27 protein-coding genes and 1 other RNA gene are annotated in these 26,546 nt (G+C 71.6%); 23 read left to right on the plus strand and 5 right to left on the minus strand.

What is annotated here, in order from left to right; genetic code table 11:
- The first annotated feature begins 1 nt into the window (after position 1).
- The 3 genes from H8B08_RS07805 to H8B08_RS07815 are packed head-to-tail and all read left to right on the plus strand — an operon-like array spanning position 2 to position 3,520.
- A complete protein-coding gene (locus H8B08_RS07805) occupies positions 2–1,543 on the plus strand; it encodes an ATPase, T2SS/T4P/T4SS family (RefSeq protein WP_187449632.1) in 1,542 nt (513 codons plus the stop codon).
- 8 nt (positions 1,544–1,551) lie between these two features.
- A complete protein-coding gene (locus tag H8B08_RS07810) occupies positions 1,552–2,544 on the plus strand; it encodes a type II secretion system F family protein (protein ID WP_187449679.1) in 993 nt (330 codons plus the stop codon).
- Positions 2,545–2,554: 10 nt separating this feature from the next.
- Entirely contained in the window at positions 2,555–3,520 is a 966-nt protein-coding gene (locus H8B08_RS07815; protein ID WP_187449633.1) for a type II secretion system F family protein, read from the plus strand.
- 13 nt (positions 3,521–3,533) lie between these two features.
- Here the strand turns inward: H8B08_RS07815 and nudC are convergent, their stop codons facing one another.
- Positions 3,534–4,469 carry an NAD(+) diphosphatase gene (nudC, locus tag H8B08_RS07820; protein WP_187449634.1) on the minus strand — a complete coding sequence of 312 codons (936 nt, stop codon included), beginning with the start codon at positions 4,467–4,469 and terminating at the stop codon, positions 3,534–3,536.
- 128 nt (positions 4,470–4,597) lie between these two features.
- Between nudC and H8B08_RS07825 the strand changes: the two genes are divergently transcribed.
- From H8B08_RS07825 to recR, 5 genes are all read left to right on the plus strand, one after another.
- A complete protein-coding gene (locus H8B08_RS07825) occupies positions 4,598–5,014 on the plus strand; it encodes a hypothetical protein (RefSeq protein WP_187449635.1) in 417 nt (138 codons plus the stop codon).
- A gap of 65 nt (positions 5,015–5,079) precedes the next feature.
- An RNA gene (gene ffs, locus H8B08_RS07830) (signal recognition particle sRNA small type) lies at positions 5,080–5,178 on the plus strand.
- Between the two features lie 121 nt (positions 5,179–5,299).
- Positions 5,300–7,069 carry a DNA polymerase III subunit gamma/tau gene (locus tag H8B08_RS07835; protein WP_187449636.1) on the plus strand — a complete coding sequence of 590 codons (1,770 nt, stop codon included), beginning with the start codon at positions 5,300–5,302 and terminating at the stop codon, positions 7,067–7,069.
- 64 nt (positions 7,070–7,133) lie between these two features.
- Positions 7,134–7,463: a YbaB/EbfC family nucleoid-associated protein gene (locus H8B08_RS07840; protein ID WP_187449637.1), complete on the plus strand. Its 330-nt coding sequence runs from the start codon at positions 7,134–7,136 to the stop codon at positions 7,461–7,463.
- A 12-nt stretch (positions 7,464–7,475) separates the two neighbouring features.
- On the plus strand, positions 7,476–8,078 hold the full coding sequence (gene recR, locus H8B08_RS07845; RefSeq protein ID WP_187449638.1) for a recombination mediator RecR: 603 nt from the start codon (positions 7,476–7,478) through the stop codon (positions 8,076–8,078).
- Positions 8,079–8,093: 15 nt separating this feature from the next.
- Here the strand turns inward: recR and H8B08_RS07850 are convergent, their stop codons facing one another.
- Positions 8,094–9,137, minus strand: a complete 1,044-nt coding sequence (locus tag H8B08_RS07850) for a VOC family protein (RefSeq protein ID WP_187449639.1) — start codon at positions 9,135–9,137, stop codon at positions 8,094–8,096.
- A 144-nt stretch (positions 9,138–9,281) separates the two neighbouring features.
- Here H8B08_RS07850 and H8B08_RS07855 point away from each other — a divergent pair, with 144 nt between their 5' ends.
- The 6 genes from H8B08_RS07855 to H8B08_RS07880 all read left to right on the plus strand — a co-directional run bounded on the left by H8B08_RS07855 (position 9,282) and on the right by H8B08_RS07880 (position 14,891).
- Positions 9,282–10,166, plus strand: a complete 885-nt coding sequence (locus H8B08_RS07855; protein WP_187449640.1) for a LysR substrate-binding domain-containing protein — start codon at positions 9,282–9,284, stop codon at positions 10,164–10,166.
- A 45-nt stretch (positions 10,167–10,211) separates the two neighbouring features.
- Positions 10,212–10,703: a VOC family protein gene (locus H8B08_RS07860; protein ID WP_187449641.1), complete on the plus strand. Its 492-nt coding sequence runs from the start codon at positions 10,212–10,214 to the stop codon at positions 10,701–10,703.
- 114 nt (positions 10,704–10,817) lie between these two features.
- The gene (locus tag H8B08_RS07865) at positions 10,818–12,752 is read left to right on the plus strand and encodes a hypothetical protein (RefSeq protein WP_187449642.1); all 1,935 of its coding nucleotides are present in this window, start codon (positions 10,818–10,820) and stop codon (positions 12,750–12,752) included.
- A 61-nt stretch (positions 12,753–12,813) separates the two neighbouring features.
- Positions 12,814–14,052: a DNA recombination protein RmuC gene (rmuC, locus tag H8B08_RS07870; RefSeq protein ID WP_187449643.1), complete on the plus strand. Its 1,239-nt coding sequence runs from the start codon at positions 12,814–12,816 to the stop codon at positions 14,050–14,052.
- Between the two features lie 5 nt (positions 14,053–14,057).
- Entirely contained in the window at positions 14,058–14,393 is a 336-nt protein-coding gene (locus H8B08_RS07875) for a DMT family protein (protein WP_187449644.1), read from the plus strand.
- Positions 14,394–14,600: 207 nt separating this feature from the next.
- Positions 14,601–14,891 (plus strand): hypothetical protein, encoded by a 291-nt coding sequence (locus tag H8B08_RS07880; protein ID WP_187449645.1) that lies wholly within the window; start codon positions 14,601–14,603, stop codon positions 14,889–14,891.
- Between the two features lie 10 nt (positions 14,892–14,901).
- Here the strand turns inward: H8B08_RS07880 and H8B08_RS07885 are convergent, their stop codons facing one another.
- Positions 14,902–16,584: a HAMP domain-containing sensor histidine kinase gene (locus H8B08_RS07885; RefSeq protein WP_187449646.1), complete on the minus strand. Its 1,683-nt coding sequence runs from the start codon at positions 16,582–16,584 to the stop codon at positions 14,902–14,904.
- A gap of 193 nt (positions 16,585–16,777) precedes the next feature.
- Between H8B08_RS07885 and H8B08_RS07890 the strand changes: the two genes are divergently transcribed.
- The 5 genes from H8B08_RS07890 (at position 16,778) to truA (ending at position 20,538) form a co-directional block, all read left to right on the plus strand.
- Positions 16,778–17,566 (plus strand): HAMP domain-containing sensor histidine kinase, encoded by a 789-nt coding sequence (locus H8B08_RS07890; protein WP_187449647.1) that lies wholly within the window; start codon positions 16,778–16,780, stop codon positions 17,564–17,566.
- Positions 17,567–17,617: 51 nt separating this feature from the next.
- The gene (locus H8B08_RS07895) at positions 17,618–18,040 is read left to right on the plus strand and encodes a SufE family protein (RefSeq protein WP_187449648.1); all 423 of its coding nucleotides are present in this window, start codon (positions 17,618–17,620) and stop codon (positions 18,038–18,040) included.
- Positions 18,041–18,147: 107 nt separating this feature from the next.
- Positions 18,148–18,666, plus strand: coding sequence for a peptide deformylase (def, locus tag H8B08_RS07900; protein ID WP_187449649.1), 519 nt, complete (start codon positions 18,148–18,150; stop codon positions 18,664–18,666).
- Positions 18,667–18,877: 211 nt separating this feature from the next.
- Positions 18,878–19,801 (plus strand): methionyl-tRNA formyltransferase, encoded by a 924-nt coding sequence (gene fmt / locus H8B08_RS07905; RefSeq protein ID WP_187449650.1) that lies wholly within the window; start codon positions 18,878–18,880, stop codon positions 19,799–19,801.
- Positions 19,801–20,538 (plus strand): tRNA pseudouridine(38-40) synthase TruA, encoded by a 738-nt coding sequence (gene truA / locus H8B08_RS07910; RefSeq protein ID WP_187449651.1) that lies wholly within the window; start codon positions 19,801–19,803, stop codon positions 20,536–20,538. Before fmt ends, truA begins: the two co-directional genes overlap by 1 nt.
- Here the strand turns inward: truA and dapE are convergent.
- Positions 20,535–21,692, minus strand: coding sequence for a succinyl-diaminopimelate desuccinylase (gene dapE, locus H8B08_RS07915; protein WP_187449652.1), 1,158 nt, complete (start codon positions 21,690–21,692; stop codon positions 20,535–20,537). The genes truA and dapE overlap by 4 nt on opposite strands.
- A 44-nt stretch (positions 21,693–21,736) precedes the next feature.
- Here dapE and H8B08_RS07920 point away from each other — a divergent pair, with 44 nt between their 5' ends.
- The 3 genes from H8B08_RS07920 (at position 21,737) to H8B08_RS07930 (ending at position 24,961) form a co-directional block, all read left to right on the plus strand.
- Entirely contained in the window at positions 21,737–22,180 is a 444-nt protein-coding gene (locus H8B08_RS07920; RefSeq protein ID WP_187449653.1) for a cupin domain-containing protein, read from the plus strand.
- Between the two features lie 59 nt (positions 22,181–22,239).
- Positions 22,240–23,496, plus strand: coding sequence for an MFS transporter (locus H8B08_RS07925; protein ID WP_187449654.1), 1,257 nt, complete (start codon positions 22,240–22,242; stop codon positions 23,494–23,496).
- Between the two features lie 76 nt (positions 23,497–23,572).
- Positions 23,573–24,961, plus strand: coding sequence for a mechanosensitive ion channel (locus H8B08_RS07930; RefSeq protein WP_187449655.1), 1,389 nt, complete (start codon positions 23,573–23,575; stop codon positions 24,959–24,961).
- Positions 24,962–24,995: 34 nt separating this feature from the next.
- Here H8B08_RS07930 and H8B08_RS07935 read toward each other — a convergent pair whose 3' ends face one another.
- The gene (locus H8B08_RS07935) at positions 24,996–25,724 is read right to left on the minus strand and encodes a 3-deoxy-manno-octulosonate cytidylyltransferase (RefSeq protein ID WP_187449656.1); all 729 of its coding nucleotides are present in this window, start codon (positions 25,722–25,724) and stop codon (positions 24,996–24,998) included.
- 182 nt (positions 25,725–25,906) lie between these two features.
- Here H8B08_RS07935 and H8B08_RS07940 point away from each other — a divergent pair.
- On the plus strand, positions 25,907–26,546 hold a 640-nt coding region (locus H8B08_RS07940), incomplete at its 3' end, for a cytochrome c family protein (RefSeq protein WP_187449657.1).

Consider the following 26,546-nt stretch of genomic DNA (forward strand, 5'->3'; position numbering starts at 1 on the left):
GGTGTTCGGCAAGCGCACTAACGGGAGCGATCCGCAGCCGGCCGGTTTCGGCCAGGCCGCGGCGCGTGCGGCTCCCCAGTCCCCGGCGCAGCCGTCGCCTTCAGCGCAACGGGCCGCGCCGGCCGCCGAGCCGAAGCTCGACGCTCTCGCGCCCAAGCCGAAGCCGGCCGGCGGCGAAGCGCCCAAGGGCGGCGCCGGCGGCCCGAAGGCCACCGCCGCCTTCGAACAGCTGCGCGCGGCCCAGACGGTCACCGAGATCGTCCGGGAGCAGAGCGACTACTACCACGCGACGAAGACCACGATCTTCAACGCGCTGCTGAACACCATCGACCTGGCCCAGCTGGCCCAGTTGGACCCGAAGCAGGCCGCGGAGGAGATCCGCGACATCGTCGCCGAGCTGGTGTCGATCAAGAACGTCCAGATGTCCGTCGCGGAACAGGAAAACCTGGTCCAGGACATCATCAACGACGTGCTCGGCTATGGTCCGCTGGAGCCCCTGCTGGCCCGCGACGACATCGCCGACATCATGGTCAACGGCGCCAACCGGGTGTTCATCGAAGTCGGCGGCAAGGTCCAGCTGACCAACATCCGCTTCCGCGACAACACCCAGCTGATGAACATCTGTCAGCGGATCGTGTCGCAGGTCGGCCGCCGCGTCGACGAGAGCAGCCCGATCTGCGACGCCCGTCTCGCCGACGGCTCCCGCGTCAACGTTATCGCGCCGCCGCTGGCCCTCGACGGCCCGACCCTGACCATTCGTAAGTTCAAAAAAGACAAGCTTACGATGCGCAACCTGGTCGAGTGGGCCTCGATCAGTCCGGAAGGCGCGCGCGTGCTCGGCGTGATCGGGGCGTCGCGCTGCAACATCCTGATCAGCGGCGGCACGGGTTCGGGCAAGACCACGCTGCTGAACTGCATGACCGCGTTCATCGACCCGACCGAACGCGTCATCACCTGCGAAGACGCCGCCGAACTGCAGCTGCAGCAGCCGCACGTGGTGCGCCTGGAAACCCGCCCGCCGAACCTCGAAGGCCAGGGCACGATCACCATGCGCGACCTGGTGAAGAACTGCCTGCGTATGCGTCCCGAACGCATCATCGTCGGCGAAGTCCGCGGCCCGGAGGCGTTCGATCTCCTCCAGGCCATGAACACCGGCCACGACGGCTCGATGGGCACGCTGCACGCCAACAGCCCGCGCGAAGCCGTCAGCCGTCTGGAATCGATGATCACCATGGGCGGCTACGGCCTGCCCACCAAAACCATCCGCGAGATGATCGTCGGCTCGGTCGACGTGATCGTGCAGGCCGCCCGCCTGCGCGACGGCTCGCGTCGCATCACCCACGTCACCGAAGTGCTGGGCCTGGAAGGCGACGTGATCATCACCCAGGACCTGTTCGTCTACGAGATCAACGGCGAGGACAAGGACGGCCGCGTGCTGGGCCGTCACCGCTCCACCGGCATCGCCCGGCCGCGGTTCTGGGACCGCGCCCGTTACTACGGCCTGGAGCGCGAGCTGGCCGAGGCCCTGGACGCGGCGGAGTAGCGCGCATGCTGATGACCATCCTCGCGGCCGTCCTCGGCTTCGTCACCATCGCCGGCCTGGGCTTCGCCTTCGCCGGCGGCGGCGACAGCTCCGAGACCGCGCTGAAGCGCGCCCAGACCTTCACCGCGCCCGACACGGGCCGGCGGACCAAGCCGGGCGCCGCCGCGCGCCGCGAGGGCAAGGCCGGCGATCCGGAGAGCCGCCGCAAGCAGATCATGGCGCAGCTCAAGGAGGTCGAGGAGCGCGACCGCAAGGCGCGGGTCACGATCGCCGCCAAGCTGCGTCAGGCCGGCGTGGCCATGGCGCCGCGCACCTTCTGGCTGATCAGCCTCGGCGTCGGCCTGGCGATCGCCGCCGTCCTGACCCTGGTCAGCCACAAGCCGCTCATCGGCCTGGGCTGCGGGTTCGCCGCGGGGCTGGGCCTGCCGCGCTGGGTGCTCGGCTTCCTCGCCAAGAAGCGCGCCAAGAAGTTCACCGCCGAGTTCCCCAACGCCGTCGACGTCATCGTGCGCGGCATCAAGTCGGGCCTGCCGGTCCACGACTGTCTCAAGATCATCGGCAGGGAGAGCACGGCCCCGCTCGGCCCGGAGTTCCAGCGCCTGGTCGAGAACATCGGCATGGGCGTCAGCCTCGAGCAGGGGCTGGAGAAGATGTACGAGCGCATGCCCACGTCGGAGCTGCGCTTCTTCACCATCGTCATCGCGATCCAGCAGAAGGCGGGCGGCAACCTGGCCGAAGCCCTGGGAAACCTGTCGACGGTGCTGCGCTCGCGCGCGCTGATGCGGGAGAAGATCAAGGCCATGTCGTCGGAAGCGACGGCCTCGGCCGGCATCATCGGCTGTCTGCCGCCGGGCGTGATGCTCATGGTGTCGCTGGTCAACCCCGGCTACATCGGCATGCTGTTCACCGACCCGCGCGGCAACCTGATGCTGCTGGGCGGCGTCCTGTGGATGACCACCGGCGTGCTGGTCATGAAGAAAATGATCTCGTTCAAGATCTGAGGGCGGGAACATGAACATCGTCAGCGTCCTCACCAACCGGGACAACATCATCGCAGCGCTGGTGGCGCTGCTCGTGTTCGGCACCGTCGTGAGCCTGATGGCGCCCATGTTCGGGCGCGAGAAGCTCGAAGACCGGATGAAGTCGGTGGCCTCGCGGCGCGAGGAGCTGAAGCGCCGGTCGCGCCAGACCATGGCCAAGGACGGCGGCCTGCGCCACCAGGACGAGGGCTTCTACACCAACGTCGTCAACCGGCTGAACCTGAAGACCCTGCTGGAAGACCCGAAGGTCGTCGACAAGCTGGCCCAGGCCGGCTACCGCGGGCCGCGGCCGGTGACCCTGTTCTACTTCTTCCGCTTCGCCACGCCGTTCGTGCTGGCCTGCTTCGCCGCCTTCTACCTGTACGTCCTGAAGGTGGGGAACCTGCCGGCCATGACGAAGCTGGTCTTCGTCATGGGGGCCTTCGTCGCCGGCTACTACGCGCCGAACCTCTACATCGCCAACGTCGCTTCCAAGCGTCGCGACAAGATCATGGCCGCCTTCCCCGACGCGCTCGATCTGCTGCTGATCTGCGTGGAGTCCGGCATGTCGGTCGAAGCCGCCCTGCAGAAGGTCAGCGCCGAGGTGGGCCGCAGCTCCATCGAGCTGGCCGAAGAGCTGTCGCTGCTGGTCGCCGAGCTGAGCTACCTGCCCGAACGCCGTCAGGCCTACGAGGGGTTCGCCAAGCGCACCAACCATCCGGGCATCAAGTCGGTGGCCACCGCCATGGTTCAGGCTGAAAAGTACGGTACGCCGCTCGGCACCGCGCTGCGCGTGATGGCCAAGGAAAACCGCGAACTGCGCCTGGCCGCCGCCGAGAAGAAGGCCGCGGCCCTCCCGGCCCAGCTGACCGTGCCTATGATCCTGTTCTTCCTGCCGGTGCTGTTCGTGGTGATCCTGGGCCCGGCCATCCTGCAGATCATGGACATCCAGAAGTAAGGCCGGGGGCCGATCAGCCCCCGAACCCGCCGACCCACGCCTTCAGCAGGTGGTGGGCGATGGCCAGCGGCGGCGGCGGGTGAATGCCGTCGAACTCGCCGCGCTCCAGCATGATCCGCAGCTCGTCGCGGGTGAACCAGCGCACCTCCTCCAGCTCGGTCTGGTCGGGCGTGGCGTGATCGTTCTCGACCTCGGCGATCAGGCCGATCATCAGGGTCGAGGGAAACGGCCAGGGCTGGCTGGAGTGATAGGCCGCCCGGGTGCAGATCAGGCCGGCCTCCTCCTTCAGCTCGCGCGCGCAGGCCTCCTCGATCGACTCGCCCGGCTCGACGAAACCGGCCAGGGCCGACATGCGCCCGTGCGGCCAGGCGCTCTGGCGGCCCATCAGGCAGCGGTCGCCCAGCACCGGCAGCATGATCACCACCGGGTCCACGCGGGGGAAGTGCTCGGCCTTGCAGGCCGGGCAGAGCCGCTTCCAGCCGCCGTCGACGATGTCGCTCTTCTGGCCGCAGGCGGCGCAGAAGCCGTGCCGGCGGTGCCATTCCAGCAGGCTCTTCGCCGTGGCCGCGATCGCCGCCTCGTGCGCCGGCAGCGTCAGAGCCAGGCCCCGAAGTTCCTCGAAGCGCCCCAGACCCCGCAGCGGGCCTTCGGCGGGATCGGCCGGTCCCTCGAACTCGGCGGCGAACACCGGCGCGTTCTTCCAGAGGCCCAGGAACACCATGCGCTCGTCGCCGCCGGCGGCTTCCGAGACCAGGTCGGCGCGCAGGTAGGCCAAACGGGCGCCGGCGTCGCCGCCGGTCTCCACCAGCGGCCGGCCGTTCCAGACCGCCACCGCCAGGGCGTCGGGGCTGGCCATGTGGGCGGCGAGCCAGGCGGGGTCGACCCGGCGGTCGCCCGCGCGGTCGAGCGGATTGCCGGAGAAGGTGTTGGCGTAGGCGGTCAAGGGCATGCCGTTCCCATAGCGCCGTTCCGGCGCGGCGCGAAGCGTCGCCGACGTCATCGTCCTGTGTCCTTCGCGCGCTAGTCTCGCGGAACATCGTTCGCTAGCGTTCGTGTGCGGGGGAAGAGGGGGATGGAATGTCGTTGAAGGTGTTAGCCGTGGCCGCGGCCATGTTCGCCCTGTCCACCGCCGTGGTCGCCGCGCCCGAGGTCTCGGCCTGGGCCGCCCCGCAGGTCGCCGAGATGGACGCCTTCGGCTTCGGCCGGCCGGTCGAGGGCATGACCTTCGAAGGCGCCGCCACCGCGACCGAGGTCAAGGCCATCGACGTCAGCGTGACCTCGCGCGGCGCCTACGCCTTCGTCGCCGGCTGCGGCGGCGACTGCGCCGACGTGGGCCTGCTGCTGAAGGCCGCCGACGGCCACGTCGTCACCCGTGGCGTCCCCGGCTTCAAGGCGCAGCTGGCGCCGGGCGACTATACCCTGCACCTGGGCTTCCAGCGCTGCGAGGAAGTGAAGTGCCGCTACGTCGTGCGCGGCTACCGCGCGGCCGGGTGAAGATTTCGCCCGCGACCTCTCGTCCAGAGCGCTTGCGTCTTCCCGCGTTGGAGACGATATAGGCCGCGGAGACTGGCGCGGGCGGAGGCCTCGCCAACCCGGTCAGGTCCGGAAGGAAGCAGCCGTAACGAGATCCCCTTCGGGTCGCGTCCAGTCTCCACCTTCCCCACAAGCGGTCCGCACGCTGGCGAAAGCCGGGCGCCCAGGCTTTTTCTCAAGCCTTGAGGCCTTTACGATGCGCGCGCCCGCGCCTGGGGCGAGTGCTGAGTCGAGCGCGCCGAGCCCATGACCGACACCGATTATTCGCCGGACGTCGAAGCCGAGCGGGACGAGAACACCGCCGAGATGTTCGGCGCGCCGGCCGCCGCGGCCGAGCCCGCCGGCAAGGCCGACGCCTATACGGTGCTGGCCCGCAAGTACCGTCCGAAGACCTTCGAGGACCTGATCGGCCAGGAGGCCATGGTCAGGACCCTGACCAACGCCTTTGCGACGGGGCGCATCGCCCACGCCTTCATGCTCACCGGCGTCCGCGGGGTCGGCAAGACCACCACCGCCCGCCTGCTGGCGCGCGCGCTGAACTACGACACCGACACCGTCCACCAGCCGTCCGTGAACCTGACCGTCGAGGGGCGGCACTGCCAGGCCATCATGGCCGGCCAGCACATGGACGTGATGGAGATGGACGCCGCCTCGCACACTGGCGTCAACGACATCCGCGACATCCTGGAGAGCGTGCGCTACGCGCCGGTCCAGGCCCGCTACAAGGTCTACGTGCTGGACGAGGTCCACATGCTGTCGACGGCGGCGTTCAACGCGCTGCTGAAGACGCTGGAAGAGCCGCCGCCGCACGCCAAGTTCATCTTCGCCACCACCGAGATCCGCAAGGTCCCGGTGACCATCCTGTCCCGCTGCCAGCGCTTCGACCTGCGCCGGGTGGAGCCCGACGTGCTGGGCCCGCACCTGGAGAAAGTGGCCTCGCGCGAAGGGGCCCTGGTCGAGCAGGAGGGCCTGGCGTTGCTGGCCCGCGCGGCCGAGGGCTCGGTGCGCGACGGCCTGTCGCTGCTGGACCAGGCCCTGGTCCAGGCCGAGCGCGGCCAGATGGTGAAGGCCGAGGTGGTGCGCGACATGCTGGGCCTGGCCGACCGCGGCCAGACCATCGGTCTGTTCGAGAGCCTGATGGGCGGCCGCACCGGGGAAGCGCTGGAAGCCTTCCGCACCCTGTTCGGCTTCGGCGCCGATCCGGCCCAGGTCATGTCTGACCTGCTGGAGCACGCCCACGCCGCCACCATCGGCAAGACGCTGGGCCCCGACGCCACCCGCCTGCCGGCTGAACAGGCCCAGCGGTTGACGGCGCTGGGCGCCACCATCTCCGCCGGCGCCCTGGCGCGGGTCTGGCAGATGCTGCTGAAGGCTTACGACGAGGTCCGCCGCGCCCCCGATCCGGCCGCCGCGGCCGAAATGGCCCTGGTGCGGCTGGCCTACGCCGCCGACCTGCCGGGACCGGAGGAGGCGATGAAGCGCCTGCAGTCCGGCCAGCCGCTGACCGGCGGCGGTCCCGGCGCGCCCGCGCCGTCGGGCGGGGGCGGCGGCGCCCGCGCCCAGATGCAGGTGAAGGCCGCGGCCCAGCCTCAGGCGCTGCCGCAACTCACCAGCTTCGACCAGGTCGTCGCCCTGCTGGGCGAGAAGCGCGACATCCGCCTGAAGCTGGAGGTCGAGCAGTACGTCCGCCTGGTGTCGTTCAAGCCCGGCGCGATCGAGTTCGAACCCGCCCCCGGCTGCCCCGAGGACCTGACCCGCAAGCTGGCCTCGCGCCTGCGCGAATGGACCGGCCGGCCCTGGCTGATCGCAGCTCAAGGCGGCGGCGGCGCGGAGAGCCTGCTCGAGCGCGAAAAGCGCGAGAAGGCCGAGGAGCGCGAGCGGCTGGTGCAGGACCCCTTCGTGCGCGACGTGATGGCCGCCTTCCCGGGGACCGAGATCGTCGGCCTGCGCCGCATGGTGGTCACCCCCACCGCCGCGCCTTCGGCCGGAACCACTGACGACGAAGACGACGATTGATCAATCTTGCTTCGCCAGCGCTCGCCGATAGAACGCCGGTCGTACGGATGCTCAGGAGTTTCGCGTGAAAGACCTCTCCGCCCTGATGAAGCAGGCCCAGGCCATGCAGGAGAAGCTGCAGGCCGCGCAGGCGAAGATGCAGGACACCACCGCCCAGGGCTCCTCGGGCGGCGGCATGGTCACCGTCACCCTGCAGGGCACCGGCGAGCTGAAGGGCCTGCAGATCGACGAGAGCCTGCTGGCCCCGGGCGAGGGCGAGATCCTGTCCGACCTGATCGTCGCCGCCCACGCCGACGCCAAGAAAAAGCTCGACGCCGCCCAGGCCGAGCTGATGCGCGAGGCGGCCGGCCCGTTCGCCGGCGGCATGCCCGGCATGCCGGGTCTGAAGTTCTAATTCCGAGGGTGAATGGCCGCTTCCGCCGGACCTGAAATCGAACGCCTGATCGGGCTCCTGTCCAAGCTGCCGGGCATGGGCCCGCGTTCGGCCAGGCGCGCGGCCCTGGCGCTGCTCAAGAAGCGCGACCAGCTGCTCGTGCCGTTGGCGGAAGCCATGACCGTGGCGGCCGAGCGGGTTCGCCCCTGCTCGGTCTGCGGCGCGCCCGACACCCGCGACCCCTGCGCCATCTGCTCGGATTCCGAGCGCGACCGCACCCTGATCTGCGTGGTCGAGGAGGCCGGCGCCCTGTGGGCCATGGAGCGGGTCGGGGCCTTCCGCGGCCGCTACCACGTGCTGGGCGGCCTGTTGTCCGCGCTGGACGGGATCGGCCCCGAAGCCCTGCGCATCGGTCCGCTGGTCGAGCGCGTGCGCGCCGAGGGCGTGGCGGAAGTGGTGCTGGCCCTGCCGGCCACCGTCGACGGCCAGACCACCGCCCACTACGTCGCCGAGCGCCTGGCGCCGCTGCAGGTGGCGGTCACCACCCTGGCCCGCGGCGTGCCGGTCGGCGGCGAGCTCGACTGGTTGGACGACGGCACCATCGCCCAGGCCCTGCGCGCGCGCCGGCCGGCCTGACGCCCTGACCAGGCGTTACGCCTCCGGCAGCTCCGCGTCGGGAATGACGTCGGCTTCCGTCTGCCCGAGGGCGGCCCATTCCCGAGAGAGCGGGTGCGCCAGCAGGGCCTGATGGTACTCGCGCGCGCGGCCGTCCAACTGCACGCCGTAGGTGACGAAGCGCGCCGCCACCGGCGCGAACATGACGTCGGCGCCGCTGAACGCTCCGAACAGCCAGGGCCCGTCCTCCCCGCCGGCCTGCGACCAGATGTGCGCGGCGCGGGCGATATCCGCCTCGACCTCGGGGGTGATCTCGGCCTTGCGGTTGCGGCCGCGCACGTTCGCCGGCATGGCCGCGCGCAGGTGGTTGAAGCCGGCATGCACCTCGCCGCACCAGCTGCGCGCCCGGGCGCGCGCAAGCTGATCACGAGGCCAGACCGCCGGATTGAGCTCGGCCACGTATTCGAAGATGGCCAGGGTGTCCCAGATCGCGTGGTCGCCGGCCAGCAGCACGGGCGCCAGCCCCGTCTCGCCGCCCAGGCGCTTCACCGCCTCGCGCGAGCCGGGGCGATAGAGCAGCACGCCCGCCTCTTCGAACGGCACGCCGGCGAACTTCATCAGCATCCAGGCCCGCATCGACCAGGACGAGTAGTTCTTGTTGCCGGTCACCAGGGTGTGGGCGGTTGCGGCCGGCGTCAGCTCGTTGAATTCCAGCACGTTGCCGTCCGGGTCGCGCAGGAAGCAGGTCCGCCGCCGGCCCCAGTCGACCGGGCCCTCGGTGATCGGAACGCCCCGCGCCGCCGCCCAGGCCAGCAGCGCGTCCAGCCGGTCGACCACGAAGGCGGCGTGGGTGTAGCCGGGCCAGCGGGCGTCGACGTCCATCAGCACGTTGCGCCCGTCCGGCGGGGTTTCGCCGTTGAGGATCAGGTTGATGCGCACCCCGCCCGTCGCGACCAGCTCCAGGGCCCGCTCGTTCGAATGCGGCGCGTCCAGGACGAAGCCCAGGCTCTCGTAGAAGACCAGGGACCGGGCGCGGTCCACGACCCGAAGGCCGACGTGGTCGTAAGCGGTGATCTGCATGCGGCGGCCCCGTTGCGCAGGAGCCTTCCTAGCCTCGCCGGCGCTCGAGCGGTCTGGAGGGTTGTTCGCGACTTGCGTGAGCCGAATTCACCTGTTTCGGCGAGTCTGCGTCGCGACGGGCGCGTTAGCTGCTAGGCTCGCCCCATGCCCGTGCGTCCGCCCTCGCTGCAATCCGTCGCCGCCTTCGAGGCCGCCGCCCGTCATCAGAGCTTCGCCAAGGCCGCCGACGAGCTGAACCTGACCCACGGGGCGATCAGCCACGCCATCCGCAAGCTGGAGGCCAGGCTGGGCCAGACCCTGTTCGAGCGCAGGGGGCGCGGCGTGACCCTGACCGCGGACGGCCGCAGCCTGGCGGCGCGCGTGCGCCTCAGCCTCAACCTGCTGGGCGACGCGTTCGCGCCGGCCGCGCACGGTCGCGAACGGCTGCGCGTGTCGCTCATGCCCGCGGTGGCCAGCCGCATCCTGATCCCCCGCCTGGCCGAGTTGCAGACGGCTCTGTCCGGACTGGAGCTGGACCTCCGCTGCTCGAGCGCCCTGGCCGACCTGGCGGCCGGCGAGGCCGACGTGGCGGTGCGCTTCGGTCCCGGCGGATGGGCCGGCGTGCAGGCCCTGGCCCTGGCCGACGAGCGCCTGGTCCCGGTGGCTCGCCCCGACTTCCGCGGCGGCCGCCCGCCGCGCACGGTCGAGGACCTGCTGGACTGTCCGGTGATCCGCCACCCGGAGAGCGCCTGGCGGCTGTGGCTGGACCCGGTCGGGATCGACGAGGCGCGCCTGCCGACGGGCCTGGCCATAGACGACGCCGGCGCGGTGCTGGACGCGGCCGTCGCCGGCTGCGGCGTGGCCCTGGCCCGCGTGCGGCTGGCCGAGCCGGATCTGGCCGCGGGTCGACTGGTGCGCCTGTTCGAACGCGAGGCCTCGGCCGAGTACGGCTACTGGTGCGTCTGGAACGGCGGCTCGCCCAAGCGGCGGCTCATCGAGGCCTTCGCGGAGGGGCTGCGCGCTACTTTGTCAGCGGGCGAATCTCGCTAGCAACGGGGCCTCGATCCTCGTTTCCGTCGGCGTAAGAGCCTGTCCATGATCTCCAGCGTCGTCGACGGCGTCTTCATCCACGTGCGTGACCTGCGCCAGGCCGCCGAGTGGTACGCGGCCCTGCTGGGCAAGCCGGTGAAGGCCGACGAGCTGGAGCGCGGCTACTACACCCTGAACGATCCCGACCAGCGGCCGTGGATCACACTGGACGCCCACCAGAACGACGAGTCCTTCCAGTTCGCGCCGGCCCCGCATCCGGTGTTGAGCCTCGCCACCGACGACCTGAAGCGGGCGCGCGCCCGCCTTGTCCAGCTGGGCGCCCGTCGTGTCGGTCCGGTCCGGCAGCCGCATCCGGGCCTGTCGTGCGTGACCTTCCACGATCCCGACGGCAACGCCCTGATGCTGATCGAGCGCCGGCTTGGCGCGGCGGCGCCCGCCCCGAGCGCAGAAAAACCGGCGCCCTCGCCCGAACTCGAGCCCGAGCCGGTCGGCCCCGACGAAGGCCCGGAGCCGGATTCGTCCGCGCCGTGGGACTGAAAGCTCGGCCTGGCAAGAAGTCGCCCTGCGCCGCTGAGGTGCTCCGCCGCGGCACGGGCCTAGACCCCGTTAGGCGGCGCCGCTTATTAGGGGCGGTCAGCTTCGGGGGGAGCCATGACCGACACCGTCCGCGCGCCGCGCCGCCGCTCTGCATCCAAGCCGGCGCCGAAGCCGGAGCCCGATCCGACCACGTCCGACCCGATCGAGATCGCGCTGGAGATGGTGCAGGACGATCCCGCGCCTGAGAGCCCGGCGCGCCGGCTGATCCTCGAACAGATCGAACTGATCCGGGCCGAGCGCCATCACCTGCGCTGGCAGCTGGCCTCCGAACGCGCGGGCCTGGGCCTGAAGCTGCTGACCGGCCTGGCCGGCCTGGTCGCCGCCGGCGTGCTGGCCGCCATGGCCTTCGACGCCGCCGGGTCGCGCTCGCTGATCGTCGAGCCGTTCTCCACCCCCGCCGACCTGGCCGGGCGCGGCCTGACCGGCCAGGCGGTGGCCAGCCGGCTGGTCGACGGCCTGACCGAGTTGCAGGACCAGACCCTGTCGTCGCGCGCGGCCGACAGCTACGACAACGGCTGGGGCGAGCGGGCCCGGGTCGAGATCCCCAGCACCGGCGTGTCGCTGGGCGAACTCCAGGCCTACCTACGCGGCTGGCTGGGCGAGGAGGTCCGTATCTCTGGCGAGGTCACCCGCACGCCCACCGGCGTGGCGGTGATCGCCCGCGCCGGCGGCCAGCCCGGCGTGCGCCTGGAGGGCTCCGAGGCCGAGCTGGACGCCCTCGTCCTGAAAGCGGCCGAGCAGGTCTATCGCATGACCCAGCCGGAGCGGTACGCCGCCTGGGCGCACCAGCACGGCCGCGCCGCCGAAGCGACGGCCATCTTCGACCGGCTGGCGGTCTCGGGCTCGCGCACCCAGCGCGCCCGGGCGCGGACGGCGCTGGCGTCCATGCAAGACGACCATCGCGCCGCCCTCGCGGAATTCGACCTGGCCCGCCGGCTGGACCCGGAGCTGCCGACCGCGTGGGAAGGGCTCTATGAACGCCAGGGCGCCGTCGGTCACGACCAGGCGGCGCTGGAGGGCGCGCGACGGACGGCGGCCTTGCTGAACGGCCGCCGCGCCGCCGATCTCGCCCCGTGGGTCGCGCACCTCTCGCGCAATTCGGCCGAGGCGACGGTCGCCGAGGAGCTGGGCGACTACGCCGAGGCGGCGCGCCTGTTGACCATCGCGGGCGATCCGACCGTCGACCAGCCGGTGATCGCCTGTCGCCGGTGCGCCGGCAGCGCCCTGCTATGGGCGGGCGCCTCCCACGCCAGCAACCGGGACGGCGCGGCCATGCGCCGACTGCGCGCGCAGGGGCTGTCGACCATGGCCGACGCATCCTACGTCGAGGCCACCGTTCTGCTCACGGACCTGCGCCTGGCGCGCGCGGTCGAGGATTGGCCCGCGGTCGTGGCCCTGGCCCGCCGCCCGGCCGCGGCGCCGGCCACGGCGGCCATCGTCGGCGAACCGCAAACGGCCCTGACTCCGCTGCTGGCGCGCGCCCTGGCCGAAACCGGCCAGGCGGCCGAGGCGAAGGCGCTGATCGGCGCCACGCCGGCCGATTGCTACGCCTGCCAGATCGAACGCGGCGCGATCGCCGCCCGCGCCGGCGATCCGAAAGGCGCCGACGCGGCCTTCGCGCGGGCGGTGGCGATGGGGCCGGACCTGCCGGCCGCCCACGCCGCCTGGGGCCGCGCCCTACTGGCGCGCGGCGATGCCGAGGGCGCGCGGCGCCAGTTCAAGCTGGCGATGGCCAAGGGGCCCCGCTTCGCCGATCCGCTGAAGTTCGACGGCGACGCCCTCTCGCGGCTCGGCAAGCCGGAGGCCGCCCTGGCCCGCTACGCGGCGGCGGCCGAACGCGCGCCGAACTGGGGCGCGCTGCGGCTGGCCTGGGGCGACGCCCTCGAGCGCGCCGGCCGGCTCGATCAGGCGCGCGCCCAATGGCGCATGGCGCTGGCCCTGGATCTGTCCGCGGCCGACCGCGCGGCCGTGAAGGCGCGCCTGAGCTGAGGCGGTCGCGCGGCGTCGCGCCGGCTTCACCGCGGGCGCGACTCCGGCTACGGAACGGAGCATGAACGCGCTCGTCTACCTTCTCGCCGGCACGACCGCCCTCTCGGGCGGGGCCTTCCTGTGGTCCTTCCTGGCGCTGGGCCGCCAGCGGGCGCTGGCCCAGGAGCTGTCGGTCGAGCTGGCCCGCACCGAGGAGCGGCTGCGCGCCGCCGAGAGCCAGCCCGAGCAGCTGGCCGAGATGCTGCGCGCCCAGGCGGCCGCCTCGGCCGAGACGGTGGCGACCAAGCTGGTGCAGCGCGCCACCGAGACGTTCCAGGCGCAGGACCGGGTCGCGCGCGAGCGCATGGAGGCCCAGCTGAAGCCGGTGGCCGAGACCCTCGCCAAGTTCGAGGCCCAGGTCGCCGCCGTCGAAAAAGCCCGCGCCGAGGACACCGGCGGGCTGAAGGCCCAGATCGCCTCGCTGATGGAGGCCTCGGCCGCCACCCAGGCCGAGGCGCGCAAGCTGTCCGCCGCCCTGCGCCGCGGCGCCGGCGTGCAGGGCCGCTGGGGCGAGGAGACGCTCCGCAACGTGCTGGAGGCCGCGGGCCTCAACAGCCGCTTCGATTTCCAGGAGCAGTTCTCGGTCGACACCGAGGAGGGCCGCCGCCGCCCCGACGTGAAGGTGATGATGCCCGGCGGCGGCGTGTTCGTGATCGACGCCAAGGCCTCGCTGAACGCCTTCCTCGAGGCCCAGGACGCGGTCGACGACGCGGCGCGAGAGGCGGCCCTGGTGCGCCACGCCCAAAGCCTGAAAACCCACATGCAGGGCCTGTCGGCCAAGGCCTACTGGGACCAGTTCAAGGAGGAGGGCTCGCCCGACTTCGTGGCCATGTTCGTGCCCGGCGACGGCTTCCTGGCCGCGGCGCTGGACCGCCAGCCGGACCTGATGGCCGAGGCCATGGACAAGAGGGTGTTGATCGTCACGCCGACCACCCTGTTCGCGCTCTGCAAGGCGGTGGCCTACGGCTGGCGGGTGGAGGAGCAGGCCGCCAACGCCGGCAAGGTCGCCGAGCTCGGCAAGGAGCTCTACAAGCGCCTGTCGGTGATGGGCGGCCACGCCGGCAGCGTCGGCAAGGCGCTCTCCGCCGCCGTCGACCGCTACAACGCCTTCGTCGGCTCGCTGGAGAGCCAGGTCCTGACCCAGGCCCGCCGCTTCGAGGAGCTGCAGGTCGACCACGAGGGCAAGGCCCTGCCGGAACTGGCGCCGGTCGAGACGGCCGTGCGCCCCCTGGCCAAGCTTGCGGCGCCGGCGGCGGAGTAGGCGCCGTGAAGACCATCCTCCTGCTGTTCGCGTCGAACATCTTCATGACGTTCGCCTGGTACGGCCACCTGAAGTTCACGTCTAAGCCGCTGTGGATCGTGGTGATCGCCAGCTGGGCCATCGCCTTCATCGAGTACTGGTTCGCCGTCCCCGCGAACCGGATCGGTTACACGTCGGGCTTCTCCGTCGGCCAGCTCAAGGTGATGCAGGAGGTGATCACGCTTCTGGTGTTCGCCGTCTTCGCCGTCTGGATCATGGGCGAGCCGCTGAAGTGGAACCACGCGGCGGCCTTCGTCTGCCTGGTCGGCGCCGTCGGCTTCATCTTCGCCGACAAGTTCTGACGCCTCCCAGCCTGAGGCTGCATCCGCCGACCCTCCGGCCGTCGTCCTGAACTCGCCGAAGGGCCAGGGACTCGACGGCGACTCGGAATGAAAAGCGGACATTCCCGATCCGGCGCATCCGTCACGAGACCTCGGCGGTTGTCGACCGTCCGAGGGCGCGGAGGCAGGCCGTGCCGATCCGCCCTGAGCCAGTGAGGGAGCTTGCTCATGTACGCGGCTGTGCGGCGCTACGAAGGGATCACTAACGACGCGGAAGCCGGGCGTCTCGTTGCGGAGAGCTTCGTGCCCCTCCTTCAGGATGTCCCCGGCTTCGTCGCCTACTACTGGATCGACGCCGGCGACGGCGTGATGGCTTCCCTGAGCGTCTTCGAGACCCGGGAGGGGGCGGACAAATCGGTCCAGATCGCGCGCGCGTGGGTGGCCGAGCACGCGCCGACCCTCATTCCGAACCCGCCGCGGGTCATCGAGGGGCCTGTGGTGGCGAGCGCCAGGGCGTGAGGTCCGCCGCCTAGCGCGGCGCGTGCAGCGGGATGATCTTGGCGCCGGTCGAGGCGCCGCCGGCCTCACGCTTCACCACCGGCAGGCGCACGGTCACCGCCGTGCCTTCGCCCAGCGTGCTCTCGATGGTGGTCTCGCCGCCGTGCAGCTGGGAGAAGGCGCGCACCAGCGACAGGCCCAGCCCCGTACCCATGCCGCGCGCGCCGGCCGGGCCGGCCTGTTCGAACGGGCGGCCGACACGCTGCAGGTCGTCGGGCGACAGTCCCACGCCGGTGTCGGCCACCTGCAGCTCCATGGCGCCATGGTCGCCGCGCAGGCTGACCGTCACCGCGCCGCCGGCCGGGGTGAATTTTAGGGCGTTGGACAGCAGGTTCAGCGTGATCTGCTTCACCGCCCGCTTGTCGGCCTCGATCATCAGCGGCTGCGGCGGCAGCACGCCGCGCAGCGCGATCTGCGCCTCGTGCGCCTGCACCCGCACCAGCCGCAGCGCCGCCGACACCGCCTCGCGGGCGTCGAAGGTCTCCAGGTGCAGCTCGTAGCGCTCGGCCTCGATCTTCGACATGTCCAGCACGTCGTTGATCAGGTCCAGCAGGTGGCGGCCGGACTCGTGGATCAGCTGGGCGTACTCGGCGTAACGGTCGGGCATCGGCCCGAACATGCGCTGGCGCATGATGTCGGAGAAGCCGAGGATCGAGTTCAGCGGCGTGCGCAGCTCGTGGCTCATATTGGCCAGGAAGCGCGACTTGCCGGCGTTGAGGCTCTGGGCCTCCATCCGCGCCGTCTCCAGCGCCGCCTCGCGGGCCTGCTGGACGGTGGAGTCGCGCAAGATGCCGATCATCCGCCCGTCTTTGAGCCGGCGCAGGCCCAGCGTCACCTCGCGGTCCAGGGCGGCGCGCGGAGTGAAGGCGACCTCGCCCTCGCCGACGGAAGCCGCGCGCTGCAGGGCGGTGTGCAGGGCCGGGCGGTCGGGATGGTGGGCGGCGGCGATCAGGCCCTGGCTGAACAGGGCGTCGACCGGCACGCCGGCCGGCGCAGTGCCGAACGCGGAGCTGATCCGGCCGTCGTGGTCGATGGTGATCATCAGGTGCGGCTGCTCGGCGACCAACTCCTCCAGCCGCTTCAGCGCGATCTCGGCCCGGTCGATACGCACGCCGCGCCGGCGGAAGGCGCGCATGACGGTGGCCGACATGGCCGTGCCGGTGGTGGAGAAGGCCAGGATCGACAGCCACAGGTCCACGATCGGGGTCGGGCGCGGCCCGCCGGCGGTCAGCGACACCCACAGCGCCAGGGCCACGGCGAAAAGCGACAGCGCCGCGGCGCCCGAGACCATGCGTCGCCCGTCCAGCGCGACGGCGGCGGCCAGCGGCGTCAGGCACCAGACGGCCAGCGGACCGGTCAGGCCGCCGGTCGCGGCCGCCGCCAGCGAGGCGAACACGGCCCAGGCGCCCATGGCGGCGGTACGCTCGATCTCGCCGTCGCGCAGGCGCAGCAGTTGCATCAGCAGGCCCGGCACCGCGCCGGCGATCAGCGCGCCCAGCACGAACACCGAGTAGCCGTAGACGAACCACAGGGCGACGCCGGCGACGGCGACCAGGGCGCTCCAGCCGAGCGCGCCGATCAGAAACGTCTCAAACTCCTCGCGCGCGGGGGCGGAGGAGCCGTCGATGCGTTCAAGGGGCGCGGGTTCGGCCAAGGGTGAGTCGCTGCGGTTCAGTGAACGGGACAGTTTAACCGTTGAGACGGCCGCTGCGAGCCGGCTCCCGTGACGCGCGATTACGGGGCGAGAAATCCGAACCTCCGGCAACGGTTTCGCAAGCACGCGAAGAAACGGATTCGTAAGCGCAATCGTGGCATTCCGACGACACAGTCGAAGGTCGAAGGCCCGAATGTCGCGTATGGCTCAGCGTTCCGTACCCATCCCGGCCCGTCTCGCGGAGCGCCGCGCGGCAGGTCAGGACGCCCGCCCCGAGAGCGGGGAGGCCGCCGGCAAGCGCTCTTTCCTGCGCATGGCCGCCCATGAGCTGCGCACGCCGCTCAACTCGATCATCGGCTTCTCCGAGATCCTCAGCCACGAGCTCTACGGCCCGCTCGGCGCGCCGCAGTACCGCGAATACGCCGAGATCATCCGCGGCAGCGGCCTGCGCATGCTGCGCCTGGTCAACCAGGTGCTGGAGATGGCCCGCCTGGAGAGCGGCCAGATGGAGCTGGACCCGCGGGTCGAGCCGCTGGACGTCGTGTTCGACGACGCCATCACCAGCGTGCGCGAGGAGGCCGCCGCGCGCGACCTGCGTTTCGCCTGCGAGATCCCGTCCCCGGTCCCGGCCGTGCTGGCCGACCCCAAGGCGGTGCGCACGGTGGTCATGAACCTGCTGCAGAACGCCGTGGCCTACGCGCCCGAGGGCGGCGAGGTGCGGGTCAGCGCCCGCGCCCAGGGCCCGCTGGTGGTGATCGAGGTCGAGAACGACGGCGAGGGCCTGGACCCGGCCCAGCTGCCGCGCCTGATGCAGCCGTTCGAGCAGGGCGAGCACGCGCTCACCCGCCGCAACCAGGGCGCCGGCCTGGGCTGGCCGATCGTGCGCCTGCTGTGCGAGGCGATGGGCGGCAGCTTCGAGGTGCGCACCGCGCCGGGCGAGGGCCTGACCGCCAGCGCCACGCTCATTCGGGTCGCCTCCTAGCGCGAACGCGCCGCGTTGCCCGCTCGGCGCGCTCGGCTTATCTGAGCGCCGATGACGACGATCGCCGACGAACTGAACGAACTGGCCGACGAATTCGACCTCCTGGGCGACTGGGAGGAGCGCTACCGCTACGTCATCGACCTGGGCCGCGAGCTGGAGCCGCTGGCCGAGGGCGAGCGCAACGACGCCAACAAGGTGCACGGCTGCGCCAGCCAGGTGTGGCTGTCGACCCGGCGCACGCCGGACGGCCGGCTGGCCTTCCGCGGCGACTCCGACGCGCACATCGTCAAAGGCCTGATCGCCGTCCTGCTGCGGCTCTATTCCAACCGTACCCCGGCCGAGATCGCCGGCTTCGACGCCCGCGAGGCGGTCCAGCGCCTGGGCTTGTCGGAAGCCTTGTCGACCCAGCGTTCCAACGGCCTGGCCGCCATGGTCGCGCGCATTCGTCGCGACGCCGAACGGGCGGCTGCGTAGATTCTTAGAGTTGGCGCGCGATGGTCGCCGAAACCGGCGTCCACTTTCGGCTGTCGCGCTCTAATCCCGACCTTGACCCTCAGGTATTGCGAGCCTACCTCCCAGCCATGGCCATCCGTCCGATCCTCAACGTCGCTGAATCCGCGGCGATTCTGAAACAGGTCTCCGCCCCGGTGGAGCGCGTCGACGACGAGCTGCGCGCGCTCATGGACGACATGCTGGAGACTATGTACGACGCGCCCGGCATCGGCCTGGCGGCGGTTCAGATCGGCGTGCTGAAGCGCGTGATCGTCATGGACCTGGCCAAGGAAGGCGAGGAGCCCCAGCCGCGCTTCTTCGTGAACCCGGAGATCACCTGGACGTCCGACGAGACGGCTCCCTACGAGGAGGGCTGCCTGTCGGTGCCGGAGGTCTACGACGAGGTCCAGCGTCCGGCCCGCGTGCGCCTGACCTGGCTCGACTACGACGGCGTGGCGCACGACGAAGAGGTCGACGGCCTGTTCGCCACCTGCATCCAGCACGAGATGGACCACCTGAACGGCGTGCTGTTCATCGACCACCTCTCGCGCCTCAAGCGCGACCGCGCCATCCAGCGCGTCAAGAAGGTGATCCGCGAAGCGGCTTAAGCCTCCTAGATCCTCCCCCTAGCGAACGAAGCGAGCGCTGGGGGAGGGGGACCGCCGAAGGCGGTGGAGGGGGCTGAGTTCGCGCGACGGCCGCCGTCGCACTCCGCTGGAGCCCCCCACGGCGGCTGCGCCGCCTGCTCCCCCCAACGCTGACGCTCGGGGGGAGATCTAAGGAAGACATCCCGCTCCGCTCCCGCTAAGACCCCGGCCCATGCGCATCGCCTTCATGGGCACTCCCGAATTCGCCGTCCGCGCCCTGGCCGAGCTGGTCGCCGCCGGGCATGAGATCGCCGCCGTCTACACCCAGCCGCCCAAGCCCCGCGGCCGCGGCCAGCAGCTGGCCCCCTCGCCGGTGCAGGCCTTCGCCGAGGGGCTGGGCCTGCCGGTCCGCACGCCCGTCTCCATGCGCGACCCGGCCGAGGTGGAGGCCTTCCAGGCGCTGGATCTCGACGCCGCGGTGGTGGTCGCCTACGGCCAGATCCTGAAGGCGAACGTGCTCGACGCGCCCCGCCTGGGCTGCTTCAACCTGCACGCCTCCTTGCTACCGCGCTGGCGCGGGGCCGCGCCGATTCAGCGCGCCATCATGGCCGGCGACGCCGCCACCGGCGTGCAGGTCATGCGCATGACCGAGGGCCTCGACGAGGGCCCGATCGTGCTGTCGGAGATCGTGCCGATCGCCGCCGACGACACCTCCGCCACCCTGCACGACAAGCTGGCCGCCGCCGGCTCATCCCTGCTGCCGCGGGCGCTGGCCGCCATCGAGCGCGGCGGCGCGACCGAGACCGCGCAGGCCGGCGAGCCGACCTACGCCAGGAAGATCACCCCGGCCGAAGCCCGCATCGACTGGACCCGTCCGGCGATCGAGATCGACCGGCACGTGCGCGGCCTGTCCCCCTTCCCGGGCGCCTGGTTCGAGGCGCCGTCCGACAAGGGGCCGGTGCGGGTGAAGGTGCTGCTGAGCCGGCTGGAAGCAGGTTCGGGCGCGCCGGGGACCCTGCTGGACGACGGCCTGCTGGTCGCAGGCGGCGAGGGCGCCGTGCGGCTCGTGAAGGTCCAGCGCGAAGGCAAGGGGCCGCAGGACGCCGAGACCTTCCTGCGCGGCTTCCCGCTGGCGGTCGGGACCGTGCTGGGCTGATGCCGCGCTACCGCCTGCTGATCGAATACGACGGCGGCCCGTTCAAGGGCTGGCAGAGCCAGAAGAACGCGCCTTCGGTGCAGGACGCCCTGCAGGAGGCGATCCACGCCTTCACCGGCGAGACCGTGACCGTCGGCGGCGCGGGCCGCACCGACACCGGCGTGCACGCCACCGGCCAGGTCGCCCACGTCGACCTGACCAAGGACTGGCCGGCCAAGACGGTGCGCGAGGCGATGAACGCCAAGCTGGTCCGCAAGGGCGTGGTGGTGCTGGAGGCCTGGCAGGTCGACGCCGACTTCCACGCGCGCTTTTCGGCCACCGGCCGCCGCTACCTCTACCGCATCCTCGACCGCACCGCGCCGCCGGCCCTGGAGCGCGGACGGGTGTGGTGGCTGCGCAAGTCGCTGGACGTCGGGGCCATGCACGAGGCCGCCCAGCACCTGGTCGGCCTGCACGACTTCACCACCTTCCGCGACGCCGCCTGCCAGTCGGCCTCGCCGGTGAAGACTCTGGACCTGGCCACGGTCGAGCGGGTCGGCGCGGAAGTGCACCTGCGTTTCGCCGCCCGCAGCTTCCTGCACCGCCAGGTCCGCTCCATGACCGGCACGCTGGCCGAGGTCGGCCAGGGCCGCTGGAGCGTCGCCGACGTCAAGGCGGCGCTGGAGGCGGCCGACCGCTCCCGCTGCGCCCAGGTCGCGCCCCCGGACGGGCTGTATCTGACCGACGTCGAGTACTAGGCGAAGGTCTTGAAGTACCCGCGGATCAGCTGGGCGTAGACCGCCTGCAGCTGGCGGATCTCGCTCTCCGGCACGCGCTCGTCGATCTGGTGCATGGTCTGGCCGACCAGGCCCAGTTCCACCACCGGGCACATGGCCCGGATGAAGCGCGCGTCCGAGGTGCCGCCCTTGGTGTTGGGATCGGGGCGCACGCCGGTGACCGCCTCGACCGCGCCCATCACCGCGTCAACAAACGGGCCCGGCTCGGTCAGGAAGGCGTCGCCCGAGTGCAAGGTCTCCAGCGTCACCTTGCGGCCCGACGCCTCGCTGGCCAGCCGGCACTCCTCCTCGATCCAGGCGATCAGGCCCGCGCCGGTGTGGCTGGGGTTGAAGCGGATGTTGAAGCGCGCGGTCGCCCGCGGCGGGATCACGTTCGTCGCCGGATTGCCCACGTCGATGGTGGTGACCTCCAGGTTCGACGGCGGGAAGGCGGGATAGCCCTCGTCCAGCCGCCGACCCTGCAGCCGGTCCAGCAGGTGGATCAGGGTCGGGATCGGATTGGCGGCGCGCTCCGGATAGGCGACGTGGCCCTGGCGGCCGTCGACCGTGATCCAGACGTTCAGGCTGCCGCGCCGGCCGACCTTCACCGTGTCGCCCAGCACGGCGGCGGAGGTCGGCTCGCCGACCACGCAGTGGTCGATCCGCTCGCCCTCGGCGATCAGCTGCTGGACCACCTTCTTGGTGCCGTCCAGCGCCACGCCCTCTTCATCGCCGGTGATCAGGTAGGAGAGGCTGCCCGGCAGCTCGCCCTCGGCCAGCACCTCGGCGACGGCCGCGGTCCAGGCGGCGATGCCGCCCTTCATGTCCACCGCGCCGCGCCCGATCAGCACGCCGTCGACGATGCGCGCCTCGAACGGGTCGGCGCTCCAGGATCCCGTATCGCCCGGCGGGACCACGTCGGTGTGGCCGGCGAAGCAGAGGTTCGGACCAGCCGTCCCGCGCCGGGCGTAGAGGTTCTCGATCTCGCCGAACGGCATGCGCCGGCAGCTGAAGCCGAGGTCGGCCAGCACGCCCTGCAGCACGTCCATGGCCCCTGCGTCGCGCGGGGTGACCGACGGCTTGCGGATCAGGTCGCAGGCGAGGAGAACGGGATCGACGCGGGAGACGGTGGTCATGTGCGCCGTTTAGCCGGACCGCGCGTCGCTGCAAAGGAAAGCGCATGGTCATCGATCTGAAGGCCGTCCCGGTGCGCACCGGCTCCGGCTATCCCGCCCCGTTCAACCTCTGCGCCGGCGCACGCCAGAAGCAGGCCCTGGGCGACGCCGGCGGGCTGACCCAGTTCGGGGTCAACCTGACCCGCCTGCCGCCGCGCGCCTGGTCGGCCCAGCGCCACTGGCACCACGGGGAGGACGAGTTCGTCTGGGTGCTGGAGGGCGAGCTGGTGCTGATCACCGACGCCGGCGAGCAGACCGTGCGCGCCGGCCAGGCCTGCGCCTTCAAGTGCGGCGTCCCGAACGGCCACCACTTCGTCAACCGCTCCGGCGCCGACGCTGTCTACCTCGAGGTCGGCACGCGCACGCCCGGCGACATCTGCGAATACCCGGACGTCGACCTGCACGCGGTCGGCGACGAGTACGTCCATAAGGACGGGACGCCGTACTGATCTTTCTCCCTCAGGGGGAGAAGGAGATTTCGCCGAAAAGGGGTGCTAAAGCCCACAGCGTGACTGCGCACGACATCGCCCCCGCTCCGCTCGTCTCCGACAACCCCTTCCGCGTGCCCGCCTTCCGCCTGGTCTGGCTGGCGCGGGTGGCCGCCGTGCTCGGCGTGCAGACCCAGAGCGCCGCGGTGCTGTGGCAGGTCTACGAGATCGCCCGGCGCGGTCACGGGGTGGCGGAATCGGCGCTGTGGCTCAGCCTGGTCGGCCTGGTGCAGTTCCTGCCGCTGTTCGCCCTGACGCTTCCGGCCGGGGAAGCGGCCGACCGGCACGACCGCAAGCTGGTCATGGGCCTTTGCATCGCCGTCGAGGCCCTGTGCGCCGCCGCCTTCCTGGGCCTGGCGATTCACGGCTCGCCGCCGCTCTGGGCGCTGCTGGGCGTGGCCGCCATGTTCGGCGCGAGCCGCGCCTACCTGGCCCCGTCCAGTCAGGCGCTGGTGCCCATGCTGGTCTCGCGCGAGGCGCTGCCTCGCGCCATCGTCGCCAACTCCCTGGCCTTCCAGGTCGGCGCCATCGCCGGCCCGGCGCTCGGCGGCCTGATCGTCGGCGTTTCGGTGGCCCTGGCCTACGGCGTGGCGCTGGGCCTGTTCGTGCTCGCCGCCGTTCTGGTGCTGTGCGTGCGCGCCCACACCAAGCCGGTGGTGCAGCCGGGCTCGCGCTGGGCGCTGATGGTCGAGGGCCTGTCCTACGTCTGGCGCACCAAGGTGGTGTTCGGGGCCATTTCGCTGGACCTGGTGGCGGTGCTGCTGGGCGGCGCGACCCTGCTGGTGCCGGTGTTCGCCAAGGACGTGCTGCACGTCGGGCCGGAGGGCTTCGGCATCATGCGCGCCGCCTTCGGGGCCGGCGCCCTGGCCACCGCCCTGTGGCTGTCCCGCTTCCCGATCCTGCGTTCCGGCGGGGCCTGGATGTTCGGGTCGGTGGCGGTGTTCGGTCTGGGCACGGTGGTGTTCGGCCTGTCCAGAGAGCTTTGGCTCAGCGCCGCGGCCCTGGCCGTCGCCGGCGCGGCCGACATGATCAGCGTCAACATCCGCCAGACGTTGATCCAGATCGCCACCCCGGACTCCATGCGCGGCCGCGTCTCGGCCGTCTCCATGCTGTTCATCGGCGCGTCCAACGAACTGGGCGAGTTCGAGAGCGGCCTGGCCGCCCGCTTCCTGGGCCCGGTCGGGGCGGCGGTGTTCGGCGGCCTGGGCTCGCTGGCGACGACCGGCCTGTGGGCGTGGTGGTTCCCGGACCTGCGCAAGGCCGACAAGCTGGTCTGATCCCGGGCGGAACCCCTTGGGCGACCCTCCGTTGTGATTTCCAACGGGGGCGGCCCGTGCAAGGGGCTTGAGCTTTATGGAACCCGTCCAGGTTCAAAACTTCGGCGACATGCTCGCCTTCTGGGGCCCGAGACTCCTCGGCGCCCTGGCCATCCTCCTGATCGCCTACATCGTCGGCAGGGGCGTGAAGTGGGCCTTGGCCCGGGTGGTCGACCGCACCCCGGCGCTGGCCCCGCACAACGCCGGCAAGACCAAGCACGAGACGGTCGGCGCCAAGCTCGGCGACGTGGCTTTCTGGCTGATCCTGCTGGTCGGCCTGGTGGCCGCCCTGAACGTGCTGAACCTCGGCGGGGTGGTCACGCCGCTGAACCTGATGCTGTCCGACTTCCTGACCTTTATTCCCAACATGGTCGGGGCGGCGCTGATCTTCTTCATCGGCTTCCTGCTGGCGACCATCGTCAAGCGGCTGGTGGTCACGGCGCTGCAGGCCGCCAACGTCGAGCGCTGGCTGGCGCGGGCCGGGCTGGGGCGCGCGTCCGGGGCCGGGGTCGGTCTGGCCAACGCGGTCGGCACTTTGGTGTTCGTGCTGATCCTGATCCCGGTCACCATCGCCGCGCTCGAGACCCTGCAGATCGAAGCCATATCGCGTCCGGCGATCGCGGTGCTGTCGACCATCCTCAACGCCATTCCGCTGGTGCTGGCCGCCGCCATCGTGCTGGCCATCGGCTACGCCATCGGCCGCTGGGTGGCGGGCGTCATCGAGAAGGTCCTGCCGGCCACCGGCTTCGACCGCGCGGTGATGTCGGTCGCCGAGTTCTCGTCGATCAAGTCGCCCCCGCCCCCGACCGCCTACACGCCCGATACGGGCGAACCGGGCGTCGCGCCCCAGGCCATGGCCGAGGCGGCCGAATTCGCGGCCGCGCCGACGCCGCGGGCCTCGCCGTCCAAGATCGTGGCCATGATCGCCATGTGGGGCATCGTCGCCTTCTCGGCCATCGAAGCGGCGCGCCTGCTGCGCTTCGCCTCCGTCGCCGAGGTGCTGGAGAACGTCGTGACCCTGGCCGGCCAGGTGCTGGTCGGGGGCGTGATCATCGCCGCGGGCGTGATCATCGCCGACCTGCTGTCCAACGCCATCGACCGCGGCACGGCCGGCGCCGACCGGTTCGCCTCGACCATCGTGCGCTGGGCCACCATCGCGCTGGCGACCGCCATGGGGCTGAGCTTCATGGGCATCGCCGACGAGATCGTGTTCATGGCCTTCGGCCTGATCCTCGGCTCGGCCGCAGTGGCGGCGGCGCTCGCCTTCGGCATCGGCGGGCGCGAGACCGCCGGACGGCTCCTTGAGCGCTGGACCCGCCAGGCGGACGCGGCGCGGGCCGGCGTGCCGCACGCCCGCATCGACGAAGAGGCTTCCCCCCCGCGGCGCCCACGCGGCGGCGGCTCGCCCGCCGGCCGGGTGCAGTGATTGAGAAGGGCGGTCGGAAGACCGCCCTTCGCTTTTAGCGGGCCGCCGCGCGCGCGGCTTCCAGGTCGGCCGGGGTGTCGACCGAGATCGGCGCCTCGTCCAGCACCGCGGCCCAGAGCTGCATGCCGGCCTCGAGGCCGCGCAGCTGCTCCAGCTTCTCGCGGCGCTCCAGCGGGCTGGGCGGCAGTTCGGTGAAGCGGATCAGCGCCTCGCGGCGATAGCCGTAGATGCCGATATGGCGCCAGATCGGCGCGTCGCCGTAGAGGGTGGAGCGGGTGAAGTAGAGGGCGCGGCCCTGGCGCGCGCCTTCGGGCAGGGCCAGCACGGCCTTCACCACGTCCGCATTGACCCGGTCGGCCGGCGAGCTCTCCGGCGCCACGACGGTCGCCACGTCGCACTCGGGCACGTCGCGCAGGATTCCCGCGCAGGCGGCGACTACCGCCGGGTCCACGAAGGGCATGTCGCCCTGCAGGTTGATCACCGCGTCGTGGCGGCCTTCCGGATCCAGCGCTTCCAGTGCGGCGCGGATGCGGTCGGAGCCCGACGGCAGCTCGGGGTCGGTCAGCACCGCGCGGCCGCCGGCCGCCTGCACCGCCTCGACGATCTCCTGATCGCCGGCGGCGACGGCCACCGGGCCCGCGCCCGCGGCCTCGGCCTGGCGCAGCACGCGCACGATCATCGGCACCCCGCCGATATCGGCCAGCGGCTTGTTCGGCAGGCGGGTGGCGGCCATGCGGGCCGGAATCAGGACGATCGGGTTCATGCGGGCGGCTCTCATCCTACGCGGCGAAGCGCCGCGACGCGTCCAGACGCCGCCGAGGACCGACGAGCGCGGTTGCGCATGCGCCGCTACCGTGTAAGAGACGCGGGCGCAAGAATCTGGGGCGCGCGCGGGGGATGGATTCCGTAGCCTCGCGCCGCCGGTTTGTAGGACGTTGGGTCGGCATGAGCGGCGATCTCGAGTGGAATAAGATCTTCGGCGCGGGCCTCGCCACGGCGCTGGTCATCCTGGGCGTTCGCGAGGTGTCGACGCGCCTCTTCGCCTCGGAGCCGCCGGCAAAGCCGGGCTACGCCATCGCTGTCGCCGAAGGCGGTGAAGAGGGCGCGGCCGCCGCCGCCCTGCCGACCGACTGGGGCACGGTCCTGCCGGTCGCCGACGTCGCCAAGGGCGAAGCGACCTTCAAGAAGTGCGCCTCCTGCCACGACATCTCCAGCGGCGGCCCGAACAAGATCGGCCCGAACCTGTTCGGCGTCGTCGGCCGCGTGCCGGGCACCCACGCCGGCTTCGCCTACTCGGACGCCATGAAAGAGCACGTCAAGGACGCCCCGCACTGGGGTTATGACGAGCTCGACCACTTCCTGACCAACCCGGGCAAGATCGTGCCGGGCACCAAGATGTCGTTCGCCGGCATCAAGAACCAGGAAGACCGCGCCAACCTGATCGCCTACCTGCGCTCGCAGGGCTCGGGCTCGTTCCCGATCCCGGCGCCGGATCCGTCCCGCCAGCCGGGCGCCGCGGCCCCGGCCGCCGGTGCTGCGGCTCCGGCCGAAGGCGCCGCCGCTCCGGCCGCCGCCGGCGCTGAGC

Source organism: Caulobacter sp. 17J80-11 (assembly GCF_014349105.1).
Lineage (GTDB): Bacteria > Pseudomonadota > Alphaproteobacteria > Caulobacterales > Caulobacteraceae > 17J80-11.

Bases quoted from the DNA above. Each gene is read 5' to 3' on its own strand.
- H8B08_RS07815 (WP_187449633.1), top strand. From the start codon at position 2,555: ATGAACATCGTCAGCGTCCTCACCAACCGGGACAACATCATCGCAGCG.
- nudC (WP_187449634.1), bottom strand. From the start codon at position 4,469: ATGCCCTTGACCGCCTACGCCAACACCTTCTCCGGCAATCCGCTCGAC.
- H8B08_RS07825 (WP_187449635.1), top strand. From the start codon at position 4,598: ATGTCGTTGAAGGTGTTAGCCGTGGCCGCGGCCATGTTCGCCCTGTCC.
- H8B08_RS07835 (WP_187449636.1), top strand. From the start codon at position 5,300: ATGACCGACACCGATTATTCGCCGGACGTCGAAGCCGAGCGGGACGAG.
- recR (WP_187449638.1), top strand. From the start codon at position 7,476: ATGGCCGCTTCCGCCGGACCTGAAATCGAACGCCTGATCGGGCTCCTG.
- H8B08_RS07850 (WP_187449639.1), bottom strand. From the start codon at position 9,137: ATGCAGATCACCGCTTACGACCACGTCGGCCTTCGGGTCGTGGACCGC.
- H8B08_RS07855 (WP_187449640.1), top strand. From the start codon at position 9,282: ATGCCCGTGCGTCCGCCCTCGCTGCAATCCGTCGCCGCCTTCGAGGCC.
- H8B08_RS07860 (WP_187449641.1), top strand. From the start codon at position 10,212: ATGATCTCCAGCGTCGTCGACGGCGTCTTCATCCACGTGCGTGACCTG.
- H8B08_RS07865 (WP_187449642.1), top strand. From the start codon at position 10,818: ATGACCGACACCGTCCGCGCGCCGCGCCGCCGCTCTGCATCCAAGCCG.
- rmuC (WP_187449643.1), top strand. From the start codon at position 12,814: ATGAACGCGCTCGTCTACCTTCTCGCCGGCACGACCGCCCTCTCGGGC.
- H8B08_RS07880 (WP_187449645.1), top strand. From the start codon at position 14,601: ATGTACGCGGCTGTGCGGCGCTACGAAGGGATCACTAACGACGCGGAA.
- H8B08_RS07890 (WP_187449647.1), top strand. From the start codon at position 16,778: ATGTCGCGTATGGCTCAGCGTTCCGTACCCATCCCGGCCCGTCTCGCG.
- H8B08_RS07895 (WP_187449648.1), top strand. From the start codon at position 17,618: ATGACGACGATCGCCGACGAACTGAACGAACTGGCCGACGAATTCGAC.
- def (WP_187449649.1), top strand. From the start codon at position 18,148: ATGGCCATCCGTCCGATCCTCAACGTCGCTGAATCCGCGGCGATTCTG.
- fmt (WP_187449650.1), top strand. From the start codon at position 18,878: ATGCGCATCGCCTTCATGGGCACTCCCGAATTCGCCGTCCGCGCCCTG.
- truA (WP_187449651.1), top strand. From the start codon at position 19,801: ATGCCGCGCTACCGCCTGCTGATCGAATACGACGGCGGCCCGTTCAAG.
- dapE (WP_187449652.1), bottom strand. From the start codon at position 21,692: ATGACCACCGTCTCCCGCGTCGATCCCGTTCTCCTCGCCTGCGACCTG.
- H8B08_RS07920 (WP_187449653.1), top strand. From the start codon at position 21,737: ATGGTCATCGATCTGAAGGCCGTCCCGGTGCGCACCGGCTCCGGCTAT.
- H8B08_RS07930 (WP_187449655.1), top strand. From the start codon at position 23,573: ATGGAACCCGTCCAGGTTCAAAACTTCGGCGACATGCTCGCCTTCTGG.
- H8B08_RS07935 (WP_187449656.1), bottom strand. From the start codon at position 25,724: ATGAACCCGATCGTCCTGATTCCGGCCCGCATGGCCGCCACCCGCCTG.